At 42.1% G+C, this 23,122-nt stretch carries 17 protein-coding genes and 2 tRNA genes; 15 read left to right on the top strand and 4 right to left on the bottom strand.

What is annotated here, in order from left to right; all coding sequences use genetic code 11:
• Window positions 1-11 precede the first annotated feature (11 nt).
• Window positions 12-1,682 carry a hypothetical protein gene (locus tag AB8M93_RS08685; RefSeq protein WP_373057173.1) on the bottom strand — a complete coding sequence of 557 codons (1,671 nt, stop codon included), beginning with the start codon at window positions 1,680-1,682 and terminating at the stop codon, window positions 12-14.
• A 284-nt stretch (window positions 1,683-1,966) separates the two neighbouring features.
• Window positions 1,967-2,533, bottom strand: coding sequence for an RNA methyltransferase (locus tag AB8M93_RS08680; RefSeq protein WP_373057172.1), 567 nt, complete (start codon window positions 2,531-2,533; stop codon window positions 1,967-1,969).
• A gap of 515 nt (window positions 2,534-3,048) precedes the next feature.
• On the opposite strand from AB8M93_RS08680, the gene AB8M93_RS08675 reads away from it, so the two are divergent.
• Window positions 3,049-6,267: a S41 family peptidase gene (locus tag AB8M93_RS08675; RefSeq protein ID WP_373057171.1), complete on the top strand. Its 3,219-nt coding sequence runs from the start codon at window positions 3,049-3,051 to the stop codon at window positions 6,265-6,267.
• Between the two features lie 82 nt (window positions 6,268-6,349).
• Window positions 6,350-7,774: an amidohydrolase family protein gene (locus tag AB8M93_RS08670; protein WP_373057170.1), complete on the top strand. Its 1,425-nt coding sequence runs from the start codon at window positions 6,350-6,352 to the stop codon at window positions 7,772-7,774.
• 77 nt (window positions 7,775-7,851) lie between these two features.
• Here the strand turns inward: AB8M93_RS08670 and AB8M93_RS08665 are convergent, their stop codons facing one another.
• Window positions 7,852-10,311, bottom strand: a complete 2,460-nt coding sequence (locus tag AB8M93_RS08665; RefSeq protein WP_373057169.1) for a right-handed parallel beta-helix repeat-containing protein — start codon at window positions 10,309-10,311, stop codon at window positions 7,852-7,854.
• Window positions 10,312-10,694: 383 nt separating this feature from the next.
• Between AB8M93_RS08665 and AB8M93_RS08660 the strand changes: the two genes are divergently transcribed.
• The 11 genes from AB8M93_RS08660 to AB8M93_RS08610 all read left to right on the top strand — a co-directional run bounded on the left by AB8M93_RS08660 (window position 10,695) and on the right by AB8M93_RS08610 (window position 21,397).
• Entirely contained in the window at window positions 10,695-12,527 is a 1,833-nt protein-coding gene (locus AB8M93_RS08660) for an ABC transporter ATP-binding protein (protein ID WP_373057168.1), read from the top strand.
• Between the two features lie 206 nt (window positions 12,528-12,733).
• Window positions 12,734-13,642, top strand: coding sequence for an alpha/beta hydrolase (locus tag AB8M93_RS08655; RefSeq protein WP_373057167.1), 909 nt, complete (start codon window positions 12,734-12,736; stop codon window positions 13,640-13,642).
• 142 nt (window positions 13,643-13,784) lie between these two features.
• Window positions 13,785-15,023 (top strand): ATP-binding cassette domain-containing protein, encoded by a 1,239-nt coding sequence (locus AB8M93_RS08650; RefSeq protein ID WP_373057166.1) that lies wholly within the window; start codon window positions 13,785-13,787, stop codon window positions 15,021-15,023.
• A 297-nt stretch (window positions 15,024-15,320) separates the two neighbouring features.
• Window positions 15,321-15,929, top strand: a complete 609-nt coding sequence (locus AB8M93_RS08645) for a DUF6597 domain-containing transcriptional factor (protein WP_373057165.1) — start codon at window positions 15,321-15,323, stop codon at window positions 15,927-15,929.
• Complete coding sequence (locus AB8M93_RS08640) at window positions 15,875-16,099, top strand: helix-turn-helix domain-containing protein (protein ID WP_373057164.1); 225 nt, start codon at window positions 15,875-15,877, stop codon at window positions 16,097-16,099. Before AB8M93_RS08645 ends, AB8M93_RS08640 begins: the two co-directional genes overlap by 55 nt.
• A 394-nt stretch (window positions 16,100-16,493) precedes the next feature.
• The gene (locus tag AB8M93_RS08635) at window positions 16,494-17,069 is read left to right on the top strand and encodes a Pycsar system effector family protein (RefSeq protein ID WP_373057163.1); all 576 of its coding nucleotides are present in this window, start codon (window positions 16,494-16,496) and stop codon (window positions 17,067-17,069) included.
• A 12-nt stretch (window positions 17,070-17,081) separates the two neighbouring features.
• The gene (locus AB8M93_RS08630) at window positions 17,082-17,417 is read left to right on the top strand and encodes a hypothetical protein (RefSeq protein WP_373057162.1); all 336 of its coding nucleotides are present in this window, start codon (window positions 17,082-17,084) and stop codon (window positions 17,415-17,417) included.
• A 247-nt stretch (window positions 17,418-17,664) separates the two neighbouring features.
• Window positions 17,665-20,250 (top strand): DNA mismatch repair protein MutS, encoded by a 2,586-nt coding sequence (gene mutS, locus AB8M93_RS08625; protein WP_373057188.1) that lies wholly within the window; start codon window positions 17,665-17,667, stop codon window positions 20,248-20,250.
• Window positions 20,251-20,551: 301 nt separating this feature from the next.
• Window positions 20,552-20,624, top strand: a tRNA-Gly gene (locus AB8M93_RS08620).
• Window positions 20,625-20,883: 259 nt separating this feature from the next.
• Window positions 20,884-20,969, top strand: a tRNA-Leu gene (locus AB8M93_RS08615).
• A 143-nt stretch (window positions 20,970-21,112) separates the two neighbouring features.
• Entirely contained in the window at window positions 21,113-21,397 is a 285-nt protein-coding gene (locus tag AB8M93_RS08610) for a hypothetical protein (RefSeq protein WP_373057161.1), read from the top strand.
• 145 nt (window positions 21,398-21,542) lie between these two features.
• On the opposite strand, the gene AB8M93_RS08605 is transcribed toward AB8M93_RS08610, so the two are convergent.
• Window positions 21,543-22,295, bottom strand: coding sequence for a ZIP family metal transporter (locus tag AB8M93_RS08605; protein ID WP_373057160.1), 753 nt, complete (start codon window positions 22,293-22,295; stop codon window positions 21,543-21,545).
• Between the two features lie 201 nt (window positions 22,296-22,496).
• Between AB8M93_RS08605 and AB8M93_RS08600 the strand changes: the two genes are divergently transcribed.
• Entirely contained in the window at window positions 22,497-22,910 is a 414-nt protein-coding gene (locus tag AB8M93_RS08600) for a hypothetical protein (RefSeq protein WP_373057159.1), read from the top strand.
• Window positions 22,907-23,107: a helix-turn-helix transcriptional regulator gene (locus AB8M93_RS08595; protein ID WP_373057158.1), complete on the top strand. Its 201-nt coding sequence runs from the start codon at window positions 22,907-22,909 to the stop codon at window positions 23,105-23,107. Before AB8M93_RS08600 ends, AB8M93_RS08595 begins: the two co-directional genes overlap by 4 nt.
• Window positions 23,108-23,122 lie beyond the last annotated feature (15 nt).

Genomic DNA, 23,122 nt, shown 5'->3' with positions numbered 1-23,122 from the left:
CTGTGATTTGTTTACCTGCTGGCTACTTTTCCTGCTTCAAAATGGGTGTATGCACCAATATCTTCTCCATCGTTCTGTATCAGGCTGTTTCCAAAGAAGTCATAACTTCCTTCATCTACAGGCAATTTTACTCCCGCGTTTATTGCGGGGGAACCCGATTCTAATTTGTAGGCGTTTAAAGAGGTAAGCTGGTTTCCAAAACCTATTACACGGCCCGCGCCAGGATTAACCAGGTAGGGATCTGCCTGTTGCCCAGTGGGCTGGCCATCTTCTAGTTCATTTCCTGTGTTGCGGAATTCTTCAAGAGAATGATAACTATTTCCCTGGTATTTTATGCTGTATTGGTCTTCAGCATAATAAAGGTTGCCCTGGAATTTAGCTGAATAACCGCCGGGAATGCTTACAAGGGAAGCACTGCCACTGGTGTAAAGGATATTGTTCATTATTTGCACATTTTCCTTGATTGGTTTCCAGCTGTTAAATTTAATGGCTGCAACCTCGGTGTTATGGCTTTGTTCGGCGATATAGAAGGTGTTGTTGTAAATATAAATATCCCGCATACCGGCAGAGGAGCCCCCGTTAAAGAGATAGGTACTACCCCCATTGGTGGCAGCATCATTTTGGCTAATGTTGTATCTCACGATTATATTTTTCATCGGGCGGGCGCCGTTAAACTGGCCTACCAGGTACCCGCCCCCGTCATTGTCGTGAGAGTAATTGTACTGCATAATTCCGTTGGTAACCCCACCATCCAAATCGAAGCCGCCTCCGTCACATCCTGTGCCAGAGCTAATTTTATAAGCTTCACAATGCTGGATGGTCACCTGGTCTGCATCCCAGTACCATATTCCTACAGGCCCGCCGCAGCTGGTGTTCCCGCTGCCACAGTTATAAACAGTACTGTATTCTATAACCGAATGCTGGACATCTGCCAGTACAATCCCGTTTCCGGAATGCTTTGGTTTATCATAGCCGGGAATATTGTAGACCTCGCAATTTCTAACATTTATATTGGAGTGGGCATACCCGCTTTTGCTGGCAGAAAAATAACCGTAAGAAGAGATTCCTACATCCAGAATATCATGTACTTTATTATTTTCAATAATTACATCTTTAAACCCGGCATTGCCGTTATAAGCACCTATCACAATCCCAAAATTCCGGAACCCAAACACCTCACAGTTGGTAACCTCTATCCTGCCCAGTTTAACATCGCCGTTAAGGTCGTTATAAAACTGGATGCCTGAATGAGAATTGGTGTACATTCCGCTACCCTGGAAGATAAGATTATCAATTAAAACACCACTCGTATTATAGGCATTCAGGCCAAAATCTTTACCTGCTTTTATCATGGCCCTGCCCTGGCCGTATGCGGTGATTTGAATGGGATTAGAAGGATCATTCGCGTCTTTGTAGTCTAAAATAATGCTGCCCTCAAATTCCTCCCCGCCCTCAAAAAGCACTACACTCCCTGGTTGTAAGTCTATGCTGTTCAATTTTTCTATAGATTTCCAGGCATCTTCAGGAGAGTGGCCGGTATTGGAATCATTTCCATACGGGCTAATGAAGTAGGTGTTTTCTGCCTGGCGAATAGCTTCTTCCATTTCACTTTGAAACTGAGGAGTACATGCAGTAAAGTTAACAATAGTCAAAATACCAAATAACAGGTACAGTGGTTTCATACAAACATGAATAGGTTAAGTTTTGGGCTGTAAAATGCGGAAGGGCAAATCCAGTCTTCTGAAATTCCGCAGCTTACAGGCACAAAGAAAGTCTATAATTCGTTTAAATACAAAATTAATCGATGAAGTGCATGATTATTTCAGCAGAAAATTGTAAAGGAATTACTGCTGAGAGAAGAAGTATGAGTTTATGGATGCAGCGAATTGAAAGAAGCAGGATTTAAATTCCAGAGTTAGCCTAATGAAAGGCTGCATCCGGTATGAGGCTGGAAACGGTAAGCCTTTTAATGCGAGGGAGATGAACGTATATAAGAAGCAGCTGCGATTTTCACAAAGAGATCCCATAATATCACACCTGTGCTTACGGCAATATTTAGGGAATGTTTACTGCCCAGCTGCGGGATTTCTATAATGCCATCACTGGCAGAAACCACCTCCTGCTGTACGCCTTTTACCTCATTTCCAAAGACCACGGCACAGGTCTCCCCTTTCCCGGGATTAAAATCATTCAGCATAATGGCGCCTTCAGCCTGTTCAATAGAAAATACTTTTACCGCGTTTTCCTGGAGGCGCTTTACTACATCAAGAGTATTTTCAGCATATTCCCAGGCTACGGTTTCTGTAGCGCCCAAAGCGGTTTTCTGAATATCCTTATGCGGCGGCCGGGCGGTGATTCCGCAGAGATAAATTTTCTGAATCAAAAAAGCATCGGCCGTCCTGAATACAGAACCAATATTATTGAGGCTCCTGATGTTGTCCAGCACCACGATAATTGGCGTTTTAGGAGCTTCTTTAAATTCTTCAACAGATTTTCTCTCCAGTTCGCTGTTTTTAAGTTTTCGGTTTTCCATGCTGCAAAAATAGAATATCCTTTGGAATTGATATTTAAAGCTGTGAAAGCAGGGAAGCATTTTTGCTGAAAATTTCAGAAGTAATGCTTAATTCTAAGCTTCCTATTATGTTATTTATAATAAGGCATGTTCTGTTTTTAGGAGATGATCCATTAGTGACATGGAAACCTGAAGAAGGCCTGGAAATCTTAAACTTGGAAATGAGCCCGGATAATGTAAAAGGTTTGAGAAATTGGCAAAATTGGCCGGCGGCGTGGATTCAATCCGGGAAAAATTCCGGGAATTCTGGAATTTCCTCTCTGTTTTAAAAAACTAAACCGCTCATAAATATCAAAGGTTTATAAAAAGAGGTACTCTTTTTTTTAACAAAATTAAAAATGGTAAGGATAAAATAAGGAATATGGAAGTATAAATACCGGCGGCATATTCTTTTTCAAAACTTCAGCTTTTTTGCCATCTTTGAAGGATAGAGCTACGCCGTTGTGAGGCGCTGCATTAACCTTCTTATATTTCCTATGAAGAAAATTTTTATTTATATGCTGCTGGTTTTTAGCAGTAGCATAGCTTCCGCTCAAATTACTCCAAAATGGATCAGGTATCAAAGCATTTCGCCTAATGGGGATAATATAGCTTTTACTTATAAAGGCAACCTGTACCGGGTTCCCAGTACCGGAGGGGAAGCCCAACAATTAACTTTTCACGAAGCACATGATTATATGCCGGTTTGGAGCAATGATGGCAGCAAGATAGCCTTTGCTTCCAACCGCTATGGGAATTTTGACGTTTTTATTATGGATGCTCTTGGCGGTCCTGCTGAAAGACTTACTTTTCACAGTAGCGATGAGAGTCCTTACAGTTTCTCTGCAGACAATAAAAGTGTGATCTTTGGAGGAGTGCGGCATGATCTTGCCAGCCACAGGCAATTTCCCACCTCTTCCCAGCCGGAGTTATATTCGGTGCCGGTTTCCGGCGGCCGGGTAGATCAAATCTTTACGGTGCCTGCTGAAGATGTGCAGGTAAGCAGTGACGGGAAACTACTGGTGTATCATGATAAAAAAGGATATGAAAATGAGTGGCGAAAACATCATACCTCTGCTATCACCAGGGATATCTGGAGCTATAATACCAGCACGGAGGAATATACAAAAATAACTGATTTTGAGGGCGAAGACCGGCAGCCGGTATTTTCTGAAGATGAAAAGTCCCTGTATTACCTGAGTGAACAAAGTGGCAATTTTAATGTGCATAAATTATCCCTTTCAAACCCACAGGACCAGGAGCAGTTAACTCACCTGGATACTTTCCCTGTACGGTTTCTAAGCTATGGCAATGGGATTCTTGCTTTTGGATACGATGGCGAATTGTATACCATGAAGGAAGGACAGGAGCCGCAAAAGGTAAAAGTAACTATTCGCACCCAGGCCGAAAGCAATACCGATAAATATATTAGCATTAACGGCGGAGTGGATGAAATGGCTGTGGCCCCCGGAGGCAAGGAAATTGCCTTTATCGCCAGGGGAGAGGTTTTTGTAACCTCTGTAGATGGTTCCCTCACCAAGAGAATTACCAATACCCCGGAGCAGGAACGCTTTGTAACCTTTACGCCAGATGGGAAATCTGTTGTATATGCCAGCGAACGGGAAGGGAAATGGAACATCTATAAAACCACTAAAAAAAGGGAAGAAGAACCTTTCTTTTATGCCTCAACCCTTTTGAACGAAGAAGTTTTAGTGAGTAATGAAACAGACAGTTATCTGCCGTCTTTTTCTCCCGATGGTAAGAAAATGGCTTTTATTGCAGATCGCCGGATCCTTAGGGTGAAAGATATGCCATCTGGAAAAACTACAGACCTGCTTACTCCTGAAGATCTTTTTACCATGAGAGATGGAGATAAATATTTTACCTGGAGTCCAGACAGTAAATGGTTGCTTGTAGACTGGAACAAATCCCTGAACAACAGCGAAATATTACTGCTGGCGGCCAATGGGGGCAGGAGAGTGAATCTCACTGAAAGCGGCTATGATGATTCTTATCCAAAATGGACCAATGACGGCAAACAGATGATCTGGTTTAGTAACAAAAATGGCTTAAAAAGTTATGCCACCAGCGGAAGGACAGAAGAAGATGTGTATAGCATGTTTTTTACCCAGGATGCCTGGGATAAATATAATATGAGTGAAGAGGACTATAAGTTAATGAAGGAAATAGAAAAGGCAAACAGCCCGGACAGTACTTCAGAAAAGAAAAGGGATAAAAAAGAAGAAACTCCTCTGGAAATTGACTGGGAAGGGCTTAAAGAGAGAAAAGCCAGGCTTACAATACATTCCAGTTCCCTTAGCGATGCGGTACTTTCTAAAGATGGGGAAAAGCTTTACTACCTGGCCGAGTTTGAAGATAAAAATAACCTTTGGGAAACAGATTTGCACAGCCGCGAAACAAAAATGATCATTAAGCTGAATACCCGCAGAGGCAGTTTAAGCTGGGATAAAGAAAAGAAAAATCTTTACCTGTTAAGCGAAGGAAAAATTTCCAAATTAGATCCTTCTGCAGGAAAGTCAGAGAATATAAAGATTTCAGGGGAAATGACATATGATGAAGTTGCTGAAAGGCAAAGCATGTTTGACCATGTTTATAACCGCGCCAAAGATGTGTTTTATGAGCCCACTTTTCATGGTAAAAACCTGGACAGCCTTTATATAGAATACAAAAAATACATTCCCCATATAGGAGATTCTTATGAGTTTGCTGAAATGCTTTCAGAAATGCTGGGCGAGCTAAACTCCTCTCATTCCGGCGCAAGATATAGCAGTGATATAGAAAATGGAGATGAAACCGCTGCTCTTGGGATATTTTTGGACTATGACCATGAAGGAAAGGGAATTCTAATTACGGAAGTGCTGCAGGGAGGGCCACTGGACAAAGCCGCATTTAATGTGAAGCCCGGGATGATCATTGAAGGTATAGATGGTGAGACTATTGCCGCAGATAAGGATGTGGCAAGGTATTTAAACAGGAAGGCGGGGAAATTTGTACTGCTGGAACTTTTTGATCCTGAAAGCAAAGAGCGTAAACAAATCACGGTAAAGCCCATAAGCCTTAATGAAGAAAGAAATTTGCTATATGACCGCTTTGTGCGAATAAATGAAGAAGAGGTAGCGGAAAAAAGTGACGGACAACTGGGTTATGTGCACATTCCCGGAATGGCTGACGGGCCGTACCGCTCTATTTTTGAAGACATGATGGGGAAATATTTCGATAAAAAAGCGGTGATTATTGATACCAGGTTTAATGGAGGGGGAGACCTGGTGGCAGATCTGGCTGCCTTTTTTACAGGAACCCCTTTTATTACTTACGCCACGGCTGCCAAAGATGTTGGGGGAGAACCCACTTCCCGCTGGACTAAACCTACCCTGTCTTTATATAATGAAAGCATGTATTCAGACGGGAGCTGTTACGCCAGTAGCTACGAAGCCCTTAATATTGGTAAAACAGTAGGCATGCCCGTTCCCGGGACCTGTAGTTTTGCCGGGTGGGAAACTCTGGCAGATGGCACCGGTTGGGGAATTGTGCCTGTAAGTGCACGGGATATGGCGGGGGATTGGATGGAAAACAAACAAACCGAACCTGATATTATAGTAAGAAATATGCCGGGGGTGATTTCTGAAGGAAGAGACCAGCAACTGGAAAGGGGTATAGAGGAGTTGATGAAAGAAGTTTCTGAAGAAGCCAATTGAATAAAACAGCTTGACTATGCCAGATCCCATTTTTTAAATATAAATCATTTACTATCTGTATTAACCTGAATCAGGATTAGGTATGAATATATCCAACAGCAATATAAGCGCGCTAAAACCGGCAGTTTTATGCCTGCTCATCTTCTTTGTAGTTTCCTGCGGGAAAAAGAAAAAATCCTATGATTTGCTTATTTCCCATGTAAATATTGTAAATATAGCATCGGGAGAAATTGAAGAAGATAAACTTATTCTTATAAACGGAGACAGCATCAGCCAAATTGTGGATGCTAAAGCTATAGAAAATTATAAAGCAGAAAAAGAACTCAATGCCAACGGGAAGTTTGTAATCCCCGGCCTTTGGGATATGCATGTACATTTTAGGGGAGGAGATACATTGATAGGAGAAAATAAAAACCTGCTTCCCTTGTTCCTTGCATACGGTGTTACTACCGTAAGGGATGCCGGTGGCGACATTACGCCTTCTGTTTTAAAATGGCGTAAGGCTGTAGCCGAAAATAAAATGGCCGGGCCCACAATTTTTACTTCCGGGCCAAAGCTGGATGGCGAAAACCCTGCCTGGCCGGGTTCCATTTCTGTTACCAATCAGCAGGAAGCAGCGGCCGCGCTGGACTCTTTGCAGGAACTGGATGTGGATTATGTAAAAATGTATGATGGAAGCCTTAGCCCAGAGGCATATTATGCCATTATTCAGGAAGCTGAAAAAAGAGGAATGAAAACCACAGGCCATATGCCTCTTGCGGCAGATTTTCTTAAGGCGGTAAGCCTGGGACTGAATGGGGCAGAACACATGTATTATCCACTAAAAGCCTGTTCCCCGGTAGCCGACAGCCTTTCCCAATTAAACCTGGGATATGGAATGATGGAAACTCTTATAGATACCTATGACCCCCAACTGGCAGGCGAGGTTTTTACAAGAATGGAAGAAAATGAGGTTTTTATCACTCCTACCTTATATATAGGAAAGACGCTTGCGGAAATCCTGGAGGTAGATCATTCCCGGGATACTTTGCTTCCTTATGTGGGTAAAGGCATTAAAGCAACATACCAGGGCAGGATAGAAGGAGCTAAAAGGGCAAAAGCTTCCGGTAGCCAGATGAGGGCAAAAATGGAAAATATAAGTGCCAAAATGATACGTCCTATGCAGGATGCCGGCGTTAAAATATTAGCGGGATCAGACAGTGGCGCCTTTAACTCTTTTGTTTATGCCGGGGAGTCACTTCAAAAGGAACTTGAGGCGCTCGTGGCTGCAGGGCTTAGTCCGCAGGAAGCTCTGGCAACTTCCGTGATTAATGGGCCTGAATTTTTTGATGTTCTGGGCAGGTATGGGGATATTTCCCGGGGCAAAGTGGCAGACCTTTTATTGCTGGATAATAATCCGCTGAAGGATATTAAAAATGTTCACAACGTATTTGCCGTGGTCAAATCGGGAAAGGTTTTTACCCGGCAAGAACTTCAGGCAATGCTCCATTCACTTGCTGAAAAGTAAAAAAGGCCCGAAAAATTTTTCTGAATCTGGTTCAGCTAAATTTCCAGGCCTGTGGGGAGTGACTAACTAAATAAACTTTATAATTCTGCTATTACGCCTGCTCGGCTTTGCGGGGTTAAATTTACTTGTGCTCCAATATCAGGAACAGTGTTTTCCCGAAGGTCATTTCCGTAGAAATCACGATTTCCACGCTCTACAGGAATTACCACGCCGGCATTTATAGCAGGGGAACCCTCCTGTAATTCGTAAGCTTTTAAGGCTGAAAGCTCGTTGCCATAGCCTATGGTCCTGCCATTGCCGGGATTGGCAAGCAATGGGCGGCCTTCATACCCGCTTGGCAAATCTTCAAAAATTTCATTTCCTGTATTTCGGAAGGTTTCCAGCGAAGCGTAAGTGGTGCCTTTATATTTAAGGCTGAAGTTTCCACTGGTGTAATAAAGGTTTCCTTCAAAATTGCCATCATACCCATTTGGGATACTTACCAGATCCGCGCCGTTTTCAGCAAAGAAGATATTGTTGAAAAAGTTGATATTGTTTTTAACGGGGTACCAGCTGTTATACTTTACGTTGGCAGAAGCGGTATTTGAACTTTCTTCTTTCAGGTATAGGGTATTATTATAGATATAAATATCCTGCATAGCCGCATTTCCGTTAAACAGGTAAACACTCCCACCATTGGTTGCCGCATCATTCTGGCTTATATTGTATCGTACGTGTATGTTTTTCATGGCCCGTGCGCCGGTGAACTGCCCTATGAGGTAACCCGCACCATCATTGTCATGAGAATAATTATACTGCATGGTGCCGTTGGTAACCCCACCGTCAAGGTCAAAGCCGCCACCATCACACCCTGAACCGGAGCTTATATTATAAGCTTCACAATATTGTATGGTCACCTGATCTGCATCCCAGTACCAGATGCCCACCGGCCCTCCGCAATTAGTATTTCCGCTACCACAGTTATAGGCGGTGCAATGCTCTATAACCGAATTTTGAACGTCAGACAATACAATTCCGTTACCTGAATGGGAATTTTTACTGTAACCTTCAATATTAAAAACTTCACAATTTCTAACCATAATATTTCTATGCGCATAGCCGGTCTTGGTGGAGGAAAATTTGCCATAAGAAGTAATTCCCTTATCCAGGCAGTCATGCACTTTATTATTTTCAATGAGCACATTGCTGTACCCGGAATTGCCGTTATAGGCGCCAATGGTGATCCCCGCCTCCCTGAAGCCGTAAACTTCAGTGTTAGTGATTTCCACAAGATCCAGTTTTATATCTCCGCTCAAATCATTATAAAAAAGGATGCCGGTGTTGTTATTGGTCTGTGCACCGCTTCCGGCAACAATTATATTGTCAATTTTAATTCCTGAAGTATTGTAGGCGTAAATCCCAAAATTATCCCCTGCATCAATAATTGCTTTTCCAGTTCCATAAGATCCTATTTTTACAGGACTGGCAGAATTATTAGCGTCTTCCGCATCCAGGTATAAATTACCGTTAAAACGCTGCCCTCCTTCAAAAAGAATAACGTCTCCTGGTTGTAGATCCATACTGTTCAATTTGTCAATGCTGCTCCAGGCTTCTTCGGGAGAAAAGCCGCTGTTGGCATCGTCACCACTGGCACTTACATAATATGTTTTTTCCGGGCAGGTACTGTCACTAAAGAAGTCTCCTTCAATAATACCGGCTTCAGCAGACTCAAAGCGGATATGGCCGGAGATGCTGGAGCAGGTGGAAGTGCTATCGGAAGTAAGGGTTTTAAAACGGTGTACTCCTGTCCAGGTTACCGGTTCATTACTGCCATATATGCCGTTGGAGAATTCACAAATAGTATACTCTCCCGCAGTGGTGCAGCTTTTTTCCACAATTACCTCGGTGTCCACTAAAATTCCCAGTGAAGCCTGTATGGTCATGCTACTGCTGCCATCTTCAGTGGTAAGCATCATATTAAAGGTACGATCTTCGTTGTTGAGGGGGATTCCGTTTATAGAATCTTTATCCTGGCAATTGGTGCATTTATAGGTTCCTGTAATTGGGGTAAGCGTTTTATTGGTGGTCTCTTCCGCAGCAACTATTGCTCCAGGCTCATTTTTAAATACTACATCTGTAAATACAGGTTTTCCTTCAGCATCCAGGGAAAAAATAAAGGAAAAATCTGCCGAGTCAAAGGTGAGTTTAAAATCACTGCTTTTGCTCACCTCCTCAGCACGTACAAATTTTGCAGTGTATATTTCTCCTGTCTGAATGGTTAAAGAAGCATTCGCATGATAATCAGATTTTTCATATTCAAAGGTGGCTTCTGAGATCTCCAGTTGAAAGGTGCCGCGATATGCCGAATTGTAGGTGGCAAAAATCCCGGTATAGGTGGTGGTGGGGCCATAGTCTTCTTCAGCAGAAGTACCTTCTGTTAACACGCCTTCATCTGGCGAACAGGAATAGAATAAAATGCTAAAAAGAGAAAAGGCAGTAAACCATACAGCCTTTCTGGCAGAAATTTGGGGCATCATCATTTTCATTAGGTCTTTCACATTCCGGCTTGTGGCAGCCGCTTTTTTAACAATATATTTTGAATTAGAAGGCTTACAATGTCTCTGAAACTTCCCGCTGCTATAAAAAAGCAGGGAGGGGTAGGTGCTTATTTTCAGAATTATAGACCTCTAAATCGGGTGCAAATAGGCACAAAAATCGATTAAATGCAAGTAAGAACGATAAAAGGTGATGTTAAAGTTTTTTTAGCATTTACTTGTAAGAATTGTAAGATTTTGATTAATAGTATGTTAAAGCTATTTTGTCTCCTGTTTTTCAGAGCTGCAAATTTCTGAAGGAAAATTCCTATGACGCTGATAATGTATGGGTTAAAAGTCAGAGAGCATTTGGATTTTCCTTCTTAACTTGCAGGGAAAAATTTGCTTTGCCTCGAAAAAAGAAATCCATAGCACCCAACAAGATCAATTTCAGGGAGAGTTTTGCCGCGCTTAAATTCGTGCCAAAGTTCTTTAAGGAAATCCGTAAGGTAAATCCGCTGTTGTTTTACACCAATGTGATCTGCAGGATCATTAATGCTTTTTTTCCAGTGCTTATCCTTCATGTGGGAAAGCTGATTATTGATGAAGTTGAGGTACAAATTGCCACCCCGCAAAAGGACCTGGCACATCTTTGGTTGCTGGTGGGAGCCGAATTTGCCCTGGCCATTCTTTCAGATCTCATCAGCCGGGGAATCAGTCTTAGCGACGCTTTGCTGGGAGACCAGTATTCTATAGATACTTCGGTAAGAATTATAAAGAAAACTTCTGAGATAAACCTGGACCAGCTGGAGGATTCTGAATTTTATGACAAACTGGAAAGGGCGAGGCAGCAAACCACCGGCAGGGTGGGCTTAATGTCTAATATCCTTACGCAGGGGGAAGATATAGTGGTAATATTATCCCTGCTGGGTGGAGTGGTGGCCTATGAACCATGGCTCATCATCTTGTTACTGGTATCTATTATTCCCACCGTAATAAACGAGATCAAATTTAGCGGTACCAGTTATTCGCTTGCACGCAGCTGGACGCAGGAACGCCGGGAACTAGATTACCTGCGTTATGCCGGGGCAAGCGATGTTACTGCCAAAGAAGTAAAATTATTCGGGCTGTCCGGGTACCTCGCCGAACGTTTTAAAGGGCTTTCTGATAAATATTTTAAACAAAGTAAAAAGCTGGCCAGGCAACGCGCCGGCTGGGGTTCTTTGTTTAATATTATTGGGACCTCGGCGTATTATGGGGCCTATGTTTTTATTATTTTCCGTACTGTGGCCGGGATTTTTTCCCTTGGCACCCTGGTCTTCCTTTCCGGGTCCTTTAACCAGTTAAGATCTAAACTGCAGGGTTTTTTTACCCGTTTTACTGCCATTACCGAAAGCGCGCTCTATCTCCAGGATTACTTTGATTTTCTCAGCCTTTCCTTTGCTGAAAAAACCACGGCTGGAAAACTGCCTCTGCCGGAAAAAATTACAGAGGGATTCGAGTTTAGGAATGTAGGATTTAAGTATCCAAAATCTGAAAAATGGGTGGTAAGGAATATCAATTTTCAGCTGAAGGCCGGGGAAAAACTTGCCTTTGTGGGAGAGAATGGCGCCGGCAAGACTACGCTTATTAAATTATTGCTGCGTTTCTATGAGCCTACTGAAGGGGAAATTTTACTGGATGGCATTCCGGTAAAGCAATACAATCAGGCGGCTTACCAGCAGTACTTTGGAGTGATTTTTCAGGATTTTGTAAAATTTGAACTTACCCTGAAGGAGAATATCGCTATGGGGGAAATAAGGGAAATCGAAAATCAGCAGCGAATAGAGACTGCCGCGCAAAAGAGCCTTGCACAGGAGGTAATTGCTGAAATGCCATTGGGGTATAATCAGCAACTGGGAAAAAGGTTTAAAAACGGGAAAGATCTTTCCGGCGGCCAGTGGCAAAAAATTGCCATAGCGAGGGCTTATATGAAAGATGCTGAAGTGCTGATTCTCGATGAGCCCACTTCAGCTTTGGATGCAAGGGCAGAAACAGAAGCTTTCCAGCGTTTTATTCAGCTTACCCAGGGAAAAACCGCGGTGATTATTTCTCACCGCTTTAGTACAGTAAGAATTGCGGACAGGATTATGGTGTTAAAAGATGGCTCAGTACTGGAAATTGGAACCCACGAAGAATTAATGCTTAATGATAAGCTGTATGCCGAATTGTTTAATTTACAGGCAGCAGGGTATCAATAACAATGAACAATGAACAATGAGCAATGAGCAATGAACAATGAACAATGAGCAATGGATAATGGATAATTTGAATTAGGAGAAAAAAATCAGGAATTAAATATTTGCAATTATTGTTACTTGCTCTAAAAAAGTAAGATAAAATAATTGGTTCACATATAGCTTGAATTAGAAATACATTTTAATCCACAACCCACAAGCATAAAATAATGAAAAAGCAACTTCTAATCTTAATATTCATAATAGCAACAATTACTTCAGCAATGGCACAAGATGAAACCTTCCCGTTATGGCCCGAAGGAATTCCCAACTCCAAACCTTCAGAAGAAAAAGAAATAGCAGATAAGGGGGACCTCCTTTGGATCAGAAAAGTACAGGAACCGGAAATCCAGGTGTTCCTGCCGCCAAAAAATATCGCCACGGGACAGGCAGTGCTAATTTGCCCCGGCGGCGGGTATGAGGGCCTTGCTTTTGACTGGGAAGGAACTCAAATAGCAAAGTGGCTGAACACCAAAGGGATTGCAGGAATTGTGCTAAAATACCGCCTGCCTTCTTCGGCTTCTGTAAGTGTTAGCTACAAAGCACCTTTGCAGGACGCGCAAAAAGCAATGGAGCTGGTTCGTGAGCATGCAGCAGAGTGGAATATAAACCGTCAAAAAGTGGGTGTTATCGGCTTCTCTGCAGGCGGGCACCTGGCATCTACCCTGGGAACCCATTTTGAAAGTGAAGGTTCGCTAAATTCACGGCCAGATTTTATGGCGTTGATCTATCCTGTGATTACCATGAAAATGGAATTTACTCATCAGGGCTCCCGGAACGCTTTATTAGGAAAAAACCCGAAACAGGAGCTGGTTGATGAGTATTCTAATGAATTAAAGGCCTCGCCCGATACTCCGCCTGCTTTTATTGTTCATGCCACAGATGATGAGGTGGTCCCGGTGGAAAACTCATTGGATTTTTACAAAGCTGTAAAGGATAACAATGTCCCGGTAGAAATGCATATTTATCCTGAAGGTGGGCATGGTTTTTCACTTGGAAATGCTAACCGCGTACTGGAGTCGTGGCCGGAATTATTTTATACCTGGCTCAGAAATCTGGATTCAGAAAGTGAAAAGTGAAAAATGGAAAGTGAAAAATGGAAAGTGAAAAGTGAAAATGGTAATAATTTCTATGGGAATCTGTGGATTCTGAGGAAGTTTTGGAGTGAGTGAGGAGAGAAAAGTGGGAAAGTAAACCGGGGCAAATTTAATGGAGTTGGTTTTGAAGCATTACGCAATTTATGTGAAGGGTTTTTCTGAAAATGATGAATGGCTGAATAAGCTCATTGAGAAGGAAACCGTACCGGAACTAATCGGGTTTAAGGAAAAAAGCGGGGCGGTTTTTTCAGAAAAAGTACTGGAAAAATTTATAGAGGAAGATCAGCGAAGGGATTATTCTGAACTGGTGGGCGAAACTGGAAGATCGTTGCGCACTTTTTCCAGCGGGGAGAAACGTAAAGCCCTGCTTAATTACCTGTTGAAGCAAAATCCTGACTATCTTATCCTAGACAGTATTTTCGATACTCTGGACCGGCAATCTGTAGAAGATTTGAAAATAAGGCTGAGGGAAATTTCAAAAGAAATTTTTATTATTCAGCTTTTCCGAAGGAAGGAAGACCTTTTTGCTTTTATTGATAAAATCTTGCTTTTTGAAAATGATAAACAATACAAATCTTTTTCTGCTGAAGCATTTTTAGCCCGGGATTTCTTTGCAGGCAATATTCGAAAAAGCCAAACAATTCCTGCCGCTCCGGTTGCTTTTCATGATTTTCCGGAAACTTTGGTCAACTTGAAGAACGTTTCTGTAAATTATGAGGGGCGGCCAATTTTAAATAATATCAGCTGGAAGGTAGAAAAAGGAGAATTCTGGGAATTAACCGGCCCTAATGGTTCAGGAAAAACCACCATTTTGAGCATGATCTATGGCGATAATCCTAAAGCTTTTGTGGAAGAAGTGTTTTTATTCGGAAAGAGAAAAGGCAGCGGGGAAAGCGTGTGGGAGATTAAAAATAAAATCGGCTATTTTTCGCCTGCCATAACCGAGCTTTTCCACAGAAGAAATACAGCGCAGGAAATGCTCGTTTCCGGCTTGGTGGACAGCATTGGCCTATATCAAAAGCCGACTGCCGGACAACTTACACTGGCCGGGAAATGGCTAAAAGTGATTGGCCTGGAGCACAGGAAAAACCACATCTTTACAAAATTATCGCTGCCGGAGCAGCGCCTCCTGCTTATCGCGAGAGCAATGATCAAGCATCCTCCACTTCTAATTCTTGATGAACCTACCACAGCCCTGGATGAAAAGAGTGCACTAAAAGTTTGCGGGTTGATCAATAAAATTTCAGCGCAAAGTGAGACCGCGGTCATTTTTGTTTCCCACCGACGGGAAAAAGGACTAAAACCTGAAAAGGTTTATGAACTTGTTCCCGCTGAAAATGGTTCTGAAGGCAGGGCGCACTGAAGTAATTTTCTCACATGAAAGAGAGATCTCTTTAGATTCCATATTTTCAGAATCTCCAATTGAAGGATTTAAAAATATTGGAATGACTGGTCTCGTTTAAATTCCAGCCGTAGCCATGGCAGAGAGTGGGGTTTTGAATAAAAACTTTATCACAAAATCATGAATTTCCATCCCGGGAAATACTTATATTAGTATTTGCTCTTCTTGATCGGCATCTTACTGTTTAAGGATTCCTCCCGGTGGCAACTTTCATAGTATCTGTAACTCTATATGGTTATGGGATTAAAAACCGGGCATATGAAAAAACCTTCAAATTATCTTCCCGATCCCGCGCTTCAGGAATGTATAGCCTCTTATGGAGTCCTGGAAATACCGGAGGGCATGCAACAACCCTATTTTTCTCCTCCTTTAGCTCTTTGTGGTTTTATCATTAATTTGTTAAATCGAAAGGGCAGGCTTGTTTCCAGGATTGACGGGAGAGATTTTTTTACCACTCCTGCGGTGGCCACGGGGCAGGTAACCTCGCCTGTTTATGGGGAAATTCGCGGATATGTAAAATCCATTATGGTATTTTTTTACCCGCTTGGCATGTTCAGGCTTTTTGGGAATAATATGGCTGAGCTTACCAATGCTTCCAAACCTTTACCCGATTTCCTGGGAAGAGATAAAGCAGAGCACCTGCTTTCTGCATTAAAAGAAAAACAGGAAACGGAACAACAGGTAGAGGTGCTTAATACATTTTTCCTGGAACGGCTTCCGCATGAGCGCACCACCGGCTGTATGGAAAAGGTTTTGGAATTTATTCATGAAAATAACGGGAACGTTTCCGTAAGGAAAGGTATTTTAAAAAAATGCTGGGGCTTCCGCCAAAGGTCTACTGCAAAATTTATCAGTTTAAAAGCTTAATCAATTTTCTTCAGGGAAATCCCGGGATTACCTGGGCCCAGCTGGCAGATGAGGTGGGTTATTATGACCAGTCCCATATGACGCGGTATGTAAAGAAATATCTCAAAGTTGCCCCAAATACTATGGTGAAGCTGGATATGGACTTTATTAATTATTTGCTTACCAGGTAATATGCTGCATTTATTAAGTGCATGTCGCATTTGTACAAGACTCGGGAAAATACACCTGTTATCTTAGGTGCAGGCAATGTATGGCTGAATTCAATCGGGAAGTTTTTTGAAGGAATTGAATGCGCTGGCAGCTGGAGATCTGTCGCTTTAATATTGTTATTTCTTTAAATGGGCCGGACGGTTAGAGGAAATAAAAGAAGCTGAAGTGCATGAGGGGAAATTAAAAGTGAAGAATAAAGATAGGAAAAGATGATTTTTAGTATCTTATTGGCAGGTAAATAACTGATTAGCCGGAGATTCAAAAAGAATAAAGAAGAAAATTTACCGGAAAAATGGCAGAAAATACTGGCGGCATATTGCGAGCTGCCCTAGTTGTATTACAAATATCATATTTATGAGCCAGGAAGATTTGGAATCTAAAATAGCCCCTCATGTTAAAAACAAACATACAGATGATCTTATAGACCATTACTGGGGAAGCATTACCTATGTTGCCTCTCTTATTAAAGCTTCAGAGCTTAAAGCAGGGCTAATTCTATCGTTTTACGGGATCCTGTTTAATTTTATTTTTCAGAACATAGATGTGGTCCTGTCCCATTTTGTGAGCAAAAATGAAATTGCCATTTACTTTTTGCTGGGCCTGTGGTTTCTTTCCATGGTAATTTCCATCTACTACAGTATTCGTTGTTTCATGCCCCGTATTGAGGGCAGGTACGATAAGAATATTTTCTTCTTCCGGGATGTCATCAGTAAATTTGGGGATATTAAAAACTTTTCCAGGACCTTCTATAACATCAGCCTTGATGAAGACCAGCTTTTTGATCATTTAGGCCAACAGGTATATATAAACTCCAAAATTGCCAGTGTAAAATTTATGAATGTAAACCGTTCCCTGCGGTTTTTAGCGATAGGACTTTTTATTCTGCTGATAATTGTAATTTATTATGTGCTGACTATTATAAACACTTAAATTTCGGAAGTTATGACTAAAGAAAAAATTCACTGGACGAAGAGGGAATTGCAGGTGTATATCCTGCTCTTGTGTGCTAATGCAGATGCTTTGCAAACCGAGGAGGAAGTAAACCTTATTAAATCTAAAGTGGATAAGGAGACTTTTGAAAAGATGCAAAAAGAAATCGCAGGGGATACCGAGGAAGACAGCCTGGAGAAAATTCAGGACACTGTGGCGGTACATCATTTTTCTTACAAGGAAATTCTTGAGCTGCAAAAGGAGATGCAGGAGGTTTTTTTATCTGATAAAAAATATACCATGATGGAATGTAACCTGGACCGTATTTTAAGAAACATGCTTTACTAAAAGTTGCTGGTTTGTTCAAATGTGGAAAATTCTGGTTGCAAAATTATTATATGTGCTATAATTCTTTGGTTGGTAAGTTTTGACAAAAACTGTAAAAAAGGCTTGTTTATGTGGGCTGCAGCTGTGGATAAATTTGAATAACTTGGGGCAGTTTCTTTTCTATTAAAACTTGGGATTCTTTACATTAGCCCAAATTAAAAATCCCAAAAAATTGTCAGCTAAAAAACCCCAGAAGGTCACGCCTTTAATGAAGCAATATAACAGCATCAAGCTCAAATATCCTGATGCTTTATTGTTGTTCAGGGTGGGTGATTTTTACGAAACTTTTGGGGAGGATGCGGTAAAAACCGCCCGTATCCTCAATATAGTACTTACCAATCGCAACAATGGGGGAGAAAGAAGCGAACTTGCCGGGTTTCCCCACCATTCTTTAAATACCTATTTGCCAAAGCTGGTAAAAGCGGGACAACGTGTGGCAATATGCGACCAGCTGGAAGATCCAAAACTCACTAAAAAGATCGTAAAGCGCGGGGTGACAGAACTGGTGACTCCCGGGGTGGCATTGAGTGATGAGGTGCTTAACAGCAAATCCAACAACTTCCTATGTGCTTTGCATTTTGGAAAAAAGGAGACGGGAATTGCCTTTCTGGATGTCTCTACCGGCGAATTTCTTACCGCTCAGGGCACTTCAGAATATATAGATAAACTGCTTCAGAATTTTAGCCCCAGTGAGGTGTTAATTCAGAAGAAATTTAGAAAAGAGTTTGCCGCCGTTTTTGGGGAGAACTTTCATACCTTTTATATGGAAGACTGGGTTTTTAAACAGGATTTTGCTTTTGAGGCCCTGACTTCTCATTTTCAAACCAAATCTCTTAAGGGTTTTGGAGTAGACCACCTGGAGGAAGGAGTCATTGCCTCGGGGGCTATTTTGCAGTATTTATCTGAAACCAGGCATCATAAACTTCAGCATATTTCTTCAATTAGCCGCATAGCTGAAGAAGAGTATGTATGGATGGACCGTTTTACCATCAGGAACCTGGAATTATACCATTCCACCGCCATGAATGCAGCCACGTTGCTGGACGTGATAGACAAAACGATTTCTCCCATGGGAGGAAGGCTGCTGAAGCGCTGGCTGGCCCTTCCGCTTAAAAATGGCGAAAAAATAAGCAAGCGCCATGATGTGGTGCAATTCTTCATAGAAAATGCTTCGGTTTTAGCTGAAATTCAGCAACAAATTAAAGAGATAAGTGATTTGGAAAGGCTTATTTCCAAAGTAGCCACGGGAAAAGTAACTCCGCGTGAGGTGAACCAGTTAAAAAATTCCCTTGACGCGGTAATTCCTATTAAAAAGATTTCTTCGGAATGTAAAAATGAAGCCTTAAAAGTGATAGGCGATAACCTGCAGGGCTGTGACCTGTTAAGAAATAAAATCCGGGAAAGCCTCACCGAAGATGCGCCGGTAAATGTGCAGAAGGGAAATGTGATCGCCAGTGGTTTTTCTGCGGAACTGGACGAACTTCGAAAAATTGCTTTTTCCGGCAAGGATTACCTGGACAATATGCTGGAACGCGAGTGCGCCTCTACTGGTATAACTTCCCTGAAGATTGGGAGCAACAATGTATATGGCTATTATATTGAAGTTAGAAATACCCATAAAAATAAGGTGCCTGAAGGCTGGACGCGGAAGCAGACCCTGGTAAATGCAGAGCGCTATATCACTGAAGAACTTAAGGAATATGAAGCAAAAATTCTTGGCGCCGAAGAGAAGATCCTTCAGCTGGAGCAGAAAATCTTTGCGAAACTGGTTGGCTGGATGAACGATTATATACAGCCGGTGCAGCAAAATGCCCAACTGGTGGCCCGTCTGGATTGCCTTTGTTCCTTTGCACAGCAGGCAAAAGCCGAGAATTACTGCCGCCCGGTCATGGAGGAAGAATATGAACTGGATATTCAGGAAGGGAGGCACCCGGTGATTGAAAAACAGCTTCCCATTGGGGAAACTTATGTAAGCAATACGGTGCAACTGGACCGCGAAAACCAGCAAATTATCATGATTACCGGGCCAAACATGAGTGGTAAATCGGCTATTTTAAGGCAGACTGCCCTTATTGTGCTTATGGCCCAAATGGGAAGTTTTGTACCGGCAAAAGAGGCGCGGATAGGTTTGGTAGATAAAATTTTTACCAGGGTGGGAGCAAGCGATAATATTTCTATGGGAGAATCTACTTTTATGGTAGAAATGAACGAGACTGCCAATATTCTGAATAATATTTCCAAGAGAAGCCTTGTGCTGCTGGACGAAATTGGCCGTGGCACCAGTACTTACGATGGGATTTCCATAGCCTGGGCTATAAGTGAATACCTGCACGAACATCCCGCCCGCCCAAAAACCCTTTTCGCCACGCATTACCATGAACTAAATGAAATGGGCGATACTTTTTCCCGTATTAAAAATTTCAATGTATCGGTGAAGGAGTTAAAAGATAATGTTCTTTTTCTTCGGAAACTGGTGCCTGGGGGAAGCGAGCACAGTTTTGGGATTCATGTGGCTAAAATGGCAGGTATGCCGCAGCAGGTATTGCATCGCGCCAATAAAATTCTGAAAAAACTGGAGCAATCCCATGCCATGGAAGATTCGGGAGAAATTTTAAAGAAATCGGCCGAAGATGAGATGCAGCTAAGTTTCTTTAACCTGGACGACCCGTTGCTGGAAGAACTTCGGGACGAACTGCTGCATATAGATATTGATACCCTTACCCCTGTGGAAGCTTTGATGAAGCTTAATGAGATCAAGCGGATGTTAAGCAGTAAGCAGAAAGCAAGAGCCTGAATATTTAAATTGAAAATGGATAATGGACAATGGAGGAATGGCTATTTACAACTGCATCCCCGTATCACAAGGCAGTTTACAAAAGAACGTCATCCTGATCTTGTTTCAGGATCTTCTGTTTTTCAGATATAAAAGCCTGAACAGGAGACCAGTGGGATTATGACAGACAACTAATTAAGATGACTAAAATTTTTAGAAGCATTTTTCTAAAAAAGTTCTTTGTTGTTGTTGAAAATGTTTTAAATTTGCGTCCGCAATAAAGATTTGCAGCCCTTTAATATAAGGGTAAGTTCATTAAAACGCGAAAATAGCTCAGTTGGTAGAGCGCCACCTTGCCAAGGTGGAGGTCGCGGGTTCGAATCCCGTTTTTCGCTCTGGAACATCGTTTGAGATCATGTATGAAATGACTCCTTAAACCTGATGTGAGCGACAGGTCGCGCCTGCCTGCCGGTAGGCAGGGGTTCGAACCCCGTTTTTCGCTCTGGAACATCGGTTGAGATCATGTATGAAATGACTCCTTAAACTGATTTGAGCGACAGGTCGCGCCTGCCTGCCGGTAGGCAGGGGTTCGAATCCCGTTTTTCGCTCTGAATAGTAAAAAATAGACCCCGGTTTGTCGGGGTTTTGTTTTTCGCTCGGGTGGTGGAATTGGTAGACACGTTGGACTTAAAATCCAATGAACAGCAACGTTCGTACGGGTTCAAGTCCCGTCCCGAGTACTTAAAGCCTCTGCAATGCAGGGGCTTTTTTATTCTTCTCTATTGTTTTTCCAAATGTATTCCATAGCATTTGTTCTATTGCTTTTAATCTTCTATAGGTATTCTGGCTAACTTTTTGTGGGGCATCTTCAAATCTTATAGTTATGATTAAAAATACTGCGATTGCCGTTGTTGCGGTAATACTTTTAATTTCCTGTTACTCGTCTAAAGCTCCGGCTGCGAAACTTGGGATGTCTGCGGCTGAATTTAAAGAACTGGCTAAATTTGAGGAATTGGTTTCTATGGATGAGGACTGGACGGTTTATATAGTACCTTATGGTTATAGCCAAAGCCGAATAGGTTATTACTATTTTAAAAATGATAAGCTGGTGCGTATGGATAGCAGAGCGGCCAGAGAAAATTACAGACTTACATTAGAGAACAGATAACCACTATTCTTCCTTCACCACTTTCCAGCTATCGGTTCTAAAGGGCAGTGCAGGAAGGCATTCATAATTAAGAGATTGTCAAACTTATTTTGCCAGTACTCATTTTTTTTAGTAATACAATTTTGTTGAAATTGCCTTAATTGTTTCAGGCGAGGTGTGAGAGCAAAAAAGAAGACAAAAATCCCAATACCGTTATAAGCCCAATAAGGTTATGGCCTTTTTCAAAAGCCTCGGGGATCATGGTGGCAGAGAGCATGTTTAAGATCGCCCCGGCGGCAATGGCCAGTGTCGCGCCTATATAAACTTCAGAAAGCTGGCTGAATACCGTGTAACCAAAAACAGAAGCCAGGCCTGATAGAATGGCGATACAAATCCAAACGCCAAAAATGAACAATTTAGACCTTCCGGCTTTTTTCATCCCTGTGGCGCTGGAGAGGCCTTCGGGTAAATTAGAGAGGAAAATGGCAATTACAGTGGCCGCGCTTACGGCACCGCCTTCCAGTAAACTTATTCCAATGGCTATGGATTCCGGGATACCATCTAATAGAGCGCCCATGGCAATGGCCATCCCGCTGCCTTCATCTTCGTCTTCAGTAGGTTGCTGGCCCTGGGACCGCTTTCTGTGTTTCGCACCCTTTTGCTCCAGGTATAGGTTGGCCAGAAAATATATAGCCGCACCTAAAATAAAGCCTGCAGAAGCGGGAAGTAATCCACTTTGTATAAAAGCTTCTTCCATTAATTCAAAACACAAAGCCGAGATAAGGACACCGGCCCCAAATCCCATAACAATAGCAATGGTTTTTTGAGATAGTTTTATATAGTAACCAATAAGAGATCCTATGATAAGGGCACTGCCGGAAAATAAACCCCAAAGTCCCGCTTTTATCCATTCCTGCATAGCAAGCGATATTAAAAATTTTCTCTAAAATTAGAAGGTAAATTGCGGATGACAAGTATAAAGGCTGCTGCTTATAAAAAATTTAACAGCAGGAGCAGCAATGAGATCTTTGAACAAATTTTCTTGTAAAGGATGCTTTACATTTGGGAAAATGCATATATTTGTAAATATAACTTTACATTTAATCAAATTAACATGACTATGGAAACACAAAAAAATCTCCGCTCTTTAGAGGCAAAACGCCTTACCACCCGTCTTGCAGCATGGACTGGCGCCTGGATGCTGAGCTTTGCTCTGGTAAATTTTGGATCCCGCTTTCTCTGGGATTATAATGAAACAATTTCAATAATAGCCGTTCTAGTCAATCTGGTCCTGGGAGCAGGAATGGTTATTTCCAATATCAGGCACCTGAGAAACCTGGATGAACTACAGCGAAAAATTTCTCTTGAAGCAATGGGGATCACTCTTGGCGTAACCCTGGTTGTTGGCCTGGCTTATTCAAACCTGGATATTGCCAATGTAATTCCTTTTGATGCTGAAATTTCTCATGTGGTTATTCTTATGGGGCTTTGTTACCTGTTTTCTATTCTTATATTAAATTCCCGCTATAAATGAAGAACCGGTTAAAAGTACTTAGGGCCGAGCGTGATATGACGCAGGCCGGCCTTGCCGAGGAGACCGGCGTTTCCAGGCAAACCATTAATGCAATAGAGAAGGGAAAATTTGATCCCAGTTTACCTCTGGCCTTTCGGTTTTCAAAGTTATTCGGTTTGGCTATAGAAGATATTTTTCAGGATGAACAGGAGCTATAACAATAGAAAACTGCC

It is taken from the genome of Autumnicola aciditolerans (genome assembly GCF_041679265.1).
Lineage (GTDB): Bacteria > Bacteroidota > Bacteroidia > Flavobacteriales > Flavobacteriaceae > Autumnicola.
This window is presented reverse-complemented; position numbering and strand designations above follow the sequence as displayed.